The sequence below is a fragment of the [Phormidium] sp. LEGE 05292 genome (assembly GCF_015207735.1).
Taxonomy (GTDB): Bacteria; Cyanobacteriota; Cyanobacteriia; order Cyanobacteriales; family Aerosakkonemataceae; genus Floridanema.
In genome coordinates, this window is record NZ_JADEWG010000203.1 from 1 (window position 1) to 9,654 (window position 9,654).

Sequence of the window (9,654 nt, forward strand, 5' to 3'; positions counted from 1 at the left end):
GGGGACAAGGGGACAAGGGGATAAGCAGAAAATATAACCTTCTGCCTTTCTTTCCTTCTGCCTTCTGCCTTGGAGCCTTTCTTTCCTTCTGCCTTCTGCCTTCTGCCTTCTGCCTTCTGCCTTCTGCCTTCTGCCTTCTGCCTTTCCTCTGCCTTTCCTCTACCTTCTGGAATAGCCAACGTTCAGGTTGAAGTATTGAAAAGAAATATTTGCAAGTTTACAGATGCTCTCAGGGTGAGAGCTAATTTTTCAACTCTGTAATAACTATCTGAATAAACCTAAAAAAATGCCTGAAAAAAAATCAAATTGGCTAATTCCAGTCGGGATTGGTGCTGCTGCCGTTATCGCAGGTGGGGCAACTCTTGGTTATCTGTATTTAAGAGGTACTTTCAGTGATGTTAGTCCTCTGGCTAGTGCGAAGATTGTTCCAGATGAAGCTTTGATGGCAGGTTTTGTTTCTCCAGATGCAAAGAGTTGGGCACAATTACAACAGTTTGGCACAAAAGAAGCGCAACAATTAATTGGGAAAAGCCTTGCTGATTTTAACCAACAAATGCTGAAGGAGTCACAAATAGATTATGACAAAGATGTGAAACCTTGGTTGGGTAGTGTCATGTTTGCGGTGTTACCTGCAACTACATCCCCTACACCACCAACACCACCAACACCACCAACACCACCAACACCCTCAGTTGTTAATGCACCAAACCTACTATTTGTTGTGGGTACAAAGGACAAAATTAGCTTGTTTAATTTTGCTAATAAACTCAATACATCAAAGGAAAAGTTGGCCGAAAGTGACTATAAGGGAGTGAAAATCCTAGAGCCAACAAATAAAAGTGGTAAAACTTATGTTGCTGTGTTAGGCGATCATGTAATATTTTCAGATAGCAAAAAATCTGTAGAATCGGCAATTGATACTTATAAAGGTGAGCCTTCTTTTGCTAGTCAAGAAGGTGTTCGCTCAATGGTGACAAAGGGTGTAGATATCCAAAATCCGGTTGTGCAACTTTATCTACCTAATTATGGTAGTTCCATCCAACAGTTAATAGCTAATAATCCTAATGCTAGTCCATTACCTCCAGAAAGTTTGAATCAACTAAAAATGATTAAGTCTTTGGTGGCAGGGATAGCAATTGATAATTCTGGAATTAGGATAAAGGCGGTTGCTAAAATTGATCCGGCTTTAAATTTAGTGGAATACAAACCTACTCCGGGGAAAGTAATTGCTCAATTTCCTTTGGATACTGTGGCTTTAGTTAGTGGTCAGGGAATTAAGCAAGGTTGGTCAGCATTTGTGACGCAAACAAAAAGTATTCCGGGGTGGCAAGAACAATTTGAGCAAATGCGTCAACAATTGAAAACTAACTTCAATTTAGATTTGGATGAAGATGTTATTGGTTGGATGGATGGGGAGTTTGCTTTAGGGGCGGTTTCTGCTAATCAAGGTATTTCAGCACAGTTCGGTTTTGGCGGGGCTTTGGTTTTAAAAACTAGCGATCGCAAAACCGCCGAAAATACTTTAGCAAAAATCAATGAAGTAGCCAAGGCTCAGGCGATTAATGTAACACAAAGAAATATTCAGGGAAAAACTGTTACCGAATTTTCAAGCCCTGGACAAGAAGCCTGGTTAGGTTATGGTTGGTTAGATGGAGAATCGCTATTTATCGCTACTGGTGGTTCAGTTGTTGATGCGATGGCTAGTAATTCTCAATCTTTAGAAAATAGCCCATCATTTAAGGCTATTACTAATACTTTACCTAAACCAAATGCCGGATATTTTTACCTGGATATGGACAAAACAATGGCTTTGATGAATCGCAATTTGGCTAACAATCAACAAAGTCCGATTCCTCCTGAAGCTAGTGCTTTTCTCAATTCAATTCGCGGTATTGGTTTAACTGCTACTCAGCCTGATTCATCAACTAGTAATATGGAAATATTGCTAGCTTTGAAACCAAAATCTGGAAATTAGGGTTCTACTGGTGAAGTTACTTCTACACTAAAACTTGGGTTTAAATGTACATCTGACGGGGCAACCGTCTTTTTTTTTATGCTGGTTCGTTGTGAGGACTTTAGTCCTCGTTTGTTGTGAGGACTTTAGTCCTTTTATCTGGAACAAAACGACTAAAGTCGTTACAACAAACTAAGCAAAGAATATTAACCACATAGGAAGGGCGAATAATAACCCAACTGTAGTCATGGCGATATTACTGGCTAATAATTCGCGATCGAGTTCATAAACTTCTGCTAGAATTAGCACGGCTAAAGCTGTCGGTGTACCTGCCATTAATACTAAAATGAAACGAGGTTCGCCAGTTAACCCAAAATAAGTGGCGATTAATCCTACTAGCAAAGGTACAAGGATGACTTTGATGAAGCTAGGAATTAAGGCTAGTTTTAAACTTTGATAACCGCGCAAAGAACGCAGGCGCACACCTACTAATATTAAAGCCGCTGCAATTACTACCCAAACTGCTATATTTAATCCAGATTCAATAGTTGGTGTTATTTCTATATTCTGGGTGAAGAAACCTAGAGCAAATGCCCACAAAGACGGAACAGTTATCACATCGCGTAACAGTATCCACAAGTTGGTTTTAGTTTCAGAATGTCCAAAGTAGCTAGCAATAAATACAGCGATTCCATAAGTGCTGATGACATTATTGGTAACGCTAAATAATACTGCCCAATTGGTGTTTTCGGCGCTAATAATATTACTAGTAATTGCTAATCCAACAAATCCTGTGTTACCTAACATTGCAGCTAAAATAAAGCTGCCTTGCACCGATCGATCGCTAAAGTTAAACTTAAAAAAGGAAGAATTTAATCCAAATTTTTCTAGCCAATTTGGTTTGGGTTCTTTTTGGTTAGTTAACCATTTTAATAACTCCCAAGTCAACCAAGCTAAACCAATACTTAATAATACTATAGCGATCGTCAATACAGGTACTATTCGCGCACCGTCGGAAAATTCCGTCTGACGTGCTAACACAAAAATTTGGATCGGTACTCCAAACCAATAAAGACTTTTACCTAACAGTTTGGGAAAGTTAGCTGGTAAAAAATTAAATAGCAGCAAACCTAGCCCCGTCCAAATTAACAACGGGGCGTAAGCATGAGTTAAAGTTTCAATCATATTATTTCTGCTGGTAGAGGCAGTGAAATTTTCTTTGTGCATAGCCAACTTTTACCTTGTGAAGGTTTTTCTAGCAAGGCAAGTCATACTCAAAAGTTGAGGAGCACCACTAAAATTGTAGATTAAATTTTTTATTAATTTTCAAACTAAAAGCACAGTTTTTTTTGTTAATGTTTCTTCTCTGTAACTTACATTTCAATTCGACTGGGCTAAGGAAAAAAGTTGCTCGGCAAAGTATTCAATTAAATTGTAATGTGCTAACTTATCGCGCCAGGATTGAGGTATTCCCTGCTTTCCATAAAAAGCTCCAGCTAACTGCCCATAAACAGCACCCGTTGTATCAGCATCATCGCCCAAGTTGACGGCTAAAAGACAGCCCTCCTCAAAAGACTGACTGTGGTAAAATGCCCACAAAGCTGCTTCCAAAGATTCCACTACATAGCCCGTTCCTCTAATTTCTGGAGGTTGGCGGTCTTTGAATGATCCGGCAGCAATTTCGTCGATTTCCGCAACTAAGGGGTTTTCGTTCCAATAGCCGGGAATTGGACTGTAGTGACTCGAAAGTAACTCCTCTGGACTGACTCCATTAACCGCACCGACTATTAACCCACCTAAATATCGGCAAGCATCAACAGCTGTTGCTGCACCGTGCGTTGTGCGAGAACTATTCCCGGACATTTCCATAGCTTGTTCGGGATTTTGGGCGAAAAACAGGGGTACTGGTGCCAAGCGCATGATCGAACCATTCCCAGCACTATGAGGATCAGTGGAACTACAGTAGGGTTCCCCTGTCCTTTCAAACTGCATCAGCGCCTTTCGCACGGTGTTACCAATATCAAAACATTGCCCCGTACTGCTTAGGTGTCCCATTTGATACCATTGCAGATATCGTTGCAGTTGATCGATCGGATCGAATCCATTTTGCTCGATCAGACTTTCTGCCAAGCACAATGCCATTGAAGTGTCATCCGTCCACTGTCCCGGTTGTAGTCTAAACGAACCACCGCCGATCATATCCTTAATTGGTGTAAATGTGCCGGGTCGCTGGAACTCTAAGGTAGTTCCTACGGCATCGCCAGTGGCTAAACCGAGAAGACATCCCCGATAGCGATCGATTAATTGCATAAAATTTACTTAATGTAATCTCCAGTTTTTAATGAATCGCCACTAATTGAGTTAAGCGAACACACTCTTGAGCGATCGCCCAATCTTCTTGTGTGTGAATTACTAAAACTTTGACTGGGGAATCAGGTGTAGAAATATCTCGATCTACAGGTTTATGATTATTTTTATCTTCGTCAATTTTCAGTCCTAAAAACTCAAAAGCTGCACAAACATCAGCACGCACATTAGCGGCATTTTCCCCAACTCCGGCAGTAAATACTAAAGCATCTACACCGCCCAAAGAAGCAATCATTGCACCAATAAAAGAGCGTAAAATGTGAATATAAACCTCGTATGCGAGTTTAGCACGGGTGTTACCTTGAGCGATCGCTTCTTCAATAAGTCGCATATCCGCAGATATTCCCGAAAGTCCTAAAAATCCTGATTTGCGATTAAAAATATCATCGATTTGTTCACCTGTATAGCCCCTTCGCAACAAGTCTATAATAATTCCTGGATCGATATCTCCCGAACGAGTTCCCATCATTAAACCAGCAGTGGGAGTAAATCCCATAGTGGTATCAATGCTGTGTCCATTTTTGACAGCTGCTAAAGAACAACCATTACCTAAGTGACAAGTTACTAATTTTAATGATGTTAAATCTTTACTTAAAAGTTGGGCTGCGCGTTGGGAAACATATTGATGACTAATGCCATGAAATCCGTAGCGACGAATGCCATGTTCATAAAATTCATAAGGTAGGGGATAGACAATAGCTGCTTCCGGCATTTTGGCATGAAACGCCGTATCAAAAACGGCAACTTGCGGCACTTTTTCGCCTAAAATATGTTCTATAGCGACAATTCCCTCTAAATTTGCTGGGTTATGTACGGGGGCAAATTTGGCAAAATCTGCGATCGCTTCTTTGACTTCTTTGGTAATTAAAGTACTTTTGTGATACTTATTTCCTCCATGCACCACCCGATGACCAACGCAATCAATTTCTGCTAAACTATCAATTACTTTAGTCTCACCTTGGCACAGAGTTTTCAGCATATACTCAACAGTTTCTTGTCGAGATTCTACTTTTAATTCCTCTTTTAAAACAGCCCCATGAATTGTTTTTACCTTCAGTTCTGCCACTCCTTGATGGTGAGTCCAATCAATTTGTGCTTCCCAAAGTGGTTCTGGTGGTTGCAATGGTAACGCATCTTTTTTTAGGGCATAAAGGCAGCTTTTTTGGCTGCTAGATCCAGCATTGAGAACTAGTATTTTCATGGGGTTTAATTCCCTTTATTTAACTACTTAAAACTTCTGCCCCCTAGCAGCATTAATATTGACTTTTTAATCGTCGTAGACGATTTGAATAACTCCGCATTACTTCTAGGGCAAAAACAGGTGTTTCATGCACGGCAAACAGAAATCTATCTTTATCTAAATAGGCAACTTTGCAATTAGTTTTCGCTACTGCTGTGGTAGCTCTTTGATGTGATTCATGAACTAATGCTCCTTCCCCAAAAACATCACCAGTTTCGATCGTTTCTACAACTTTATCGCCAACAAATAACTCGACTACTCCTTCAAGTAAACCATACATCACCGTGCCAATCTCTCCAGATGTAAAAATTACTTCACCTTTGGAGAATTCTTTAATTCCCGGTTCTTTTTGATAGATGTGGACAGTTTTTGCTGGTTCTAACATTATTTTCTAATTCCTGTACAAACACTTTACATAATCAGAATATAACAGTTTAAGTACCGGGCAAATTTCGTAAACGTTCGCTTAAGTGAGATCGATCGCCTAAAACATGAAGTAAAGGGCCATGTACACCGTATTCTATTACACTTACAGAAGCTACGGGGGCAGAAATGCGATCGCGAAACCTCCCCACATCAATTCCTAACAACCAACAAAGCATAATTCTAATTGTCGCCTTGTGAGACACCACCAGAATATTACCCGTTTTATACTTTTGTTCAATCTCCTCAAGAACAATAGAACTGCGTTGGGCAATATCAACCGCCCTTTCCCCGCCCGTTGGCGCATTCCAACCCGGATCTGCTAAATAACGAATGTAATCATCATGAAATTGTAAACTAACTTCTTCAGGAGATAAACCCTCCCACTTTCCATAAGTAATTTCTTTAAGTCCATCTCGCAATTGCATTTCCATGCCAATAGCATCACACAATGGCTTCGCAGTCGCTATAGTACGGCGCAAAGGACTACAAAAAATCGCCGTCCAAGGAAAAGATTTATATGCTTGGGCAAAAGCCTGCGCCATCTCCATTCCTTCATCTGTTAACTCTGGATCGAGCGATCCACAATAATCATTAGCACGGCTATAAACTGTTTGTCCATGTCGTAAAAAATACACCATTAAGCTCATAGAACAACCTTTAAAATAGTATTCTCCACAATATTCAAACTTAATTTTAACAGCATGAATATTTGCACAACTGGGGAAACTTCATAAGTTTCTTGATTTGGAAAGGTCTGAATCTCGCGAATTTTCAATTAAAGTACCTCATTATACTTAAGATAAGATAATTGTTACCTTAAGAAAAAATTAAATAAATTACTATGAAGCTATTTTAACTTTAATTAAATTAGCCTTAATGATAAATCCTATACAAATATCCTAAAATTTAAAATTTATTTTATAGTTGCAATGATGGATGAATTGTATTTTAAATGTTAAACTACCTGGGAAGGTTATCAAACTCAACAACCTAAAGATAAAAAATGCTTATACCAAGTTAATCTTGACTCGGTAAAACCTCTAAACCTTAGAAAATAATCGTCAATAATCTATCCATTAACAGAGATTATTTTCGGGAATTCTGGCTAACAAAGATAAAAACCTGACAAAAAACTCACTAGTTCCAGAACTAGATTTTGTGTACAAATTGTAGAAATTCAAGTAAACCTTGAGAAAGAGGAAATATGGTAGCAACTCCTCCGAAACCAACCACTGATATGGTATCGATTAGCGCCTTTGGAACAGCGCGAGCCACAGTAAAGGGATTGCCTCTTAGTGGGGAAGAACTTCGCAAAATGCAGGCTTTTTGGCGAGCTTGCAACTATTTAGCAGTGGGAATGATTTACTTGCGAGACAATCCCCTGCTGAGAGAACCATTAAAAATAGAACAAATTAAAAAACGCTTGTTAGGACACTGGGGATCGAGTCCTGGAATTAGTTTTGTCTACACTCACCTGAACCGAGTGATTAAAAACCAAGACCTAGACATGATTTACCTGGTAGGCCCAGGTCACGGCGCACCTGGTTATCTTGGGCCCTGTTACTTAGAAGGCACTTACTCGGAAGTTTACCCAGAGAAAAGCGAAGACGAAGAAGGAATGAAAATCTTCTTCAAAGATTTCTCCTTCCCAGGCGGTGTTGGTAGCCACTGCACTCCCGAAACTCCCGGTTCTATTCACGAAGGCGGCGAACTTGGCTATAGCATTTCCCATGCTTACGGTGCAGCCTTCGACAACCCAGACTTAATTGTTACCGTGTTAGTGGGTGACGGCGAATCGGAAACAGGGCCTCTGGCAACTTCTTGGCACTCCAACAAATTTATTAACCCTGTGCGAGATGGCGCAGTGTTGCCGATTCTGCACTTGAACGGGTACAAAATCAACAACCCCACAATTCCGGCACGCATTAGTCACGAAGAATTAGAAAACCTCTTCAAAGGCTACGGCTACACTCCTTACTTTGTGGAAGGGTCCGATCCTGAGTCAATGCACCAAGCAATGGCAGCTACTTTGGATCATTGCATTGGCGAAATCAAAAAAATTCAGCATGAAGCCCGGAGTACAGGCGTTGCCTTCCGTCCACGTTGGCCGATGATTGTGTTGCGTAGTCCCAAAGGTTGGACTGGCCCTGGAGAAGTTCACGGACACAAGGTAGAAGGTTTCTGGAGAGCACACCAAGTCCCAATGGCAGATGTAGCTAAGAATCCAGAAAGTTTCCACTTGTTAGAACAGTGGTTACACAGCTATAAACCAGAAGAACTGTTTGATGAAAACGGTACATTAATTCCCGAACTCAAAGATTTAACACCGAAGGGAACTCGTCGGATTGGTGCTAATCCCCACGCTAATGGCGGATTATTGCGGAAAGATTTACGGATGCCTGATTTCCGGGAATATGGGGTGAAATTTGATAAACCCGCACAAATTGAAGCAGAAAATACCAAACCTTTGGGTGTTTTCTTGCGGGATGTGATGAAAATGAACCCAACTAACTTCCGGGTGTTTGGGCCAGATGAGAATACCTCGAACAAACTCCAAGCGATTTACGAAGTTAGCAAGAAGTTCTGGATTGCGGAATTTTTCCCGGAAGACTTAGATGGTAGCGAATTGTCGCCCGATGGTCGGGTGATGGAAATGCTCAGCGAGCATACTTTGGAAGGTTGGTTAGAAGCTTATTTATTAACTGGAAGACATGGATTTTTCTCAACTTATGAGGCTTTTGTCCATGTGATTGATTCGATGTTTAACCAACACGCTAAGTGGTTGGATATTTGCCGTCATCTTTCTTGGCGGGCGGATATTTCTTCGTTAAATTTGTTGATTACTTCAACGGTTTGGCGACAAGATCACAACGGTTTTACTCACCAAGATCCAGGGTTTTTGGATGTAGTTGTTAATAAGAGTGCGGAAGTTACGCGGATTTATTTGCCTCCTGATGTGAATAGTTTGCTATCTGTGGCAAATCACTGTTTGCGGAGTAAGAATTACGTGAATGTGATTGTGTCTGACAAACAATTGCATTTGCAGTATATGGATATGGATGCTGCAATTAAGCACTGCACTAAAGGTATTGGGATTTGGGATTGGGCGAGCAATGACCAAGGTTGTGAACCTGATTTAGTGATGGCTTCTGCGGGTGATATTCCGACTTTGGAGGCGCTGGCGGCAACGGTGATGTTGCGTCAGGAATTCCCAGATTTGAAGATTCGGTTTATTAATGTGGTTGATTTGTTTAAGTTGCAGCCGGATACGGAACATCCACATGGTTTAAGCGATCGGGATTTCGATAGTTTGTTCACTATTGATAAGCCAATTATCTTCAATTTTCACGGTTATCCCTGGTTAATTCACCGCCTTGCTTACCGTCGCACAAATCACAGGAATTTGCACGTTCGCGGTTACAAGGAAAAAGGGAATATTAATACACCTTTGGAATTGGCAATCCAAAACCAGATCGATCGCTTTAGTATTGCTATGGATGCGATCGATCGGATTCCTAGCTTGAAAGTTGCTGGCGCTCATGCTAAAGAAAAATTCAAGAATATGCAAATTGACTGCCGCAACTACGCTTACGAATACGGCGTTGACAAACCAGAACTTCTGAACTGGAAATGGCCGTATTAATTAGGTAACTGGGGAGATGGGGAG

The 9,654-nt window shown here is 40.8% G+C and carries 7 protein-coding genes; 2 read left to right on the plus strand and 5 right to left on the minus strand.

The features are described 5' to 3' along the window. The first annotated feature begins 286 nt into the window (after window positions 1-286). Window positions 287-1,975, plus strand: a complete 1,689-nt coding sequence (locus tag IQ264_RS29450; RefSeq protein WP_193985724.1) for a DUF3352 domain-containing protein — start codon at window positions 287-289, stop codon at window positions 1,973-1,975. A 171-nt stretch (window positions 1,976-2,146) separates the two neighbouring features. Here IQ264_RS29450 and IQ264_RS29455 read toward each other — a convergent pair whose 3' ends face one another. The 5 genes from IQ264_RS29455 to IQ264_RS29475 all read right to left on the minus strand — a co-directional run bounded on the left by IQ264_RS29455 (window position 2,147) and on the right by IQ264_RS29475 (window position 6,634). Beyond that, the gene (locus IQ264_RS29455) at window positions 2,147-3,139 is read right to left on the minus strand and encodes an AEC family transporter (RefSeq protein WP_193985727.1); all 993 of its coding nucleotides are present in this window, start codon (window positions 3,137-3,139) and stop codon (window positions 2,147-2,149) included. A 195-nt stretch (window positions 3,140-3,334) separates the two neighbouring features. Next, window positions 3,335-4,264 carry an ADP-ribosylglycohydrolase family protein gene (locus IQ264_RS29460; RefSeq protein ID WP_193985729.1) on the minus strand — a complete coding sequence of 310 codons (930 nt, stop codon included), beginning with the start codon at window positions 4,262-4,264 and terminating at the stop codon, window positions 3,335-3,337. Window positions 4,265-4,292: 28 nt separating this feature from the next. Further along, window positions 4,293-5,522, minus strand: coding sequence for an acetate kinase (locus tag IQ264_RS29465; protein ID WP_193985731.1), 1,230 nt, complete (start codon window positions 5,520-5,522; stop codon window positions 4,293-4,295). Between the two features lie 52 nt (window positions 5,523-5,574). Beyond that, window positions 5,575-5,946, minus strand: a complete 372-nt coding sequence (locus IQ264_RS29470) for a Crp/Fnr family transcriptional regulator (protein ID WP_193985734.1) — start codon at window positions 5,944-5,946, stop codon at window positions 5,575-5,577. A 49-nt stretch (window positions 5,947-5,995) separates the two neighbouring features. After that, window positions 5,996-6,634 (minus strand): histidine phosphatase family protein, encoded by a 639-nt coding sequence (locus tag IQ264_RS29475; RefSeq protein ID WP_193985736.1) that lies wholly within the window; start codon window positions 6,632-6,634, stop codon window positions 5,996-5,998. 590 nt (window positions 6,635-7,224) lie between these two features. On the opposite strand from IQ264_RS29475, the gene IQ264_RS29480 reads away from it, so the two are divergent. Further along, window positions 7,225-9,630 (plus strand): phosphoketolase, encoded by a 2,406-nt coding sequence (locus IQ264_RS29480; protein WP_228061912.1) that lies wholly within the window; start codon window positions 7,225-7,227, stop codon window positions 9,628-9,630. The last annotated feature ends 24 nt before the right edge of the window (window positions 9,631-9,654 follow it).

Bases quoted from the DNA above. Each gene is read 5' to 3' on its own strand.
- IQ264_RS29480 (WP_228061912.1), top strand. From the start codon at position 7,225: ATGGTATCGATTAGCGCCTTTGGAACAGCGCGAGCCACAGTAAAGGGA.
- IQ264_RS29475 (WP_193985736.1), bottom strand. From the start codon at position 6,634: ATGAGCTTAATGGTGTATTTTTTACGACATGGACAAACAGTTTATAGC.
- IQ264_RS29470 (WP_193985734.1), bottom strand. From the start codon at position 5,946: ATGTTAGAACCAGCAAAAACTGTCCACATCTATCAAAAAGAACCGGGA.
- IQ264_RS29465 (WP_193985731.1), bottom strand. From the start codon at position 5,522: ATGAAAATACTAGTTCTCAATGCTGGATCTAGCAGCCAAAAAAGCTGC.
- IQ264_RS29455 (WP_193985727.1), bottom strand. From the start codon at position 3,139: ATGATTGAAACTTTAACTCATGCTTACGCCCCGTTGTTAATTTGGACG.
- IQ264_RS29460 (WP_193985729.1), bottom strand. From the start codon at position 4,264: ATGCAATTAATCGATCGCTATCGGGGATGTCTTCTCGGTTTAGCCACT.
- IQ264_RS29450 (WP_193985724.1), top strand. From the start codon at position 287: ATGCCTGAAAAAAAATCAAATTGGCTAATTCCAGTCGGGATTGGTGCT.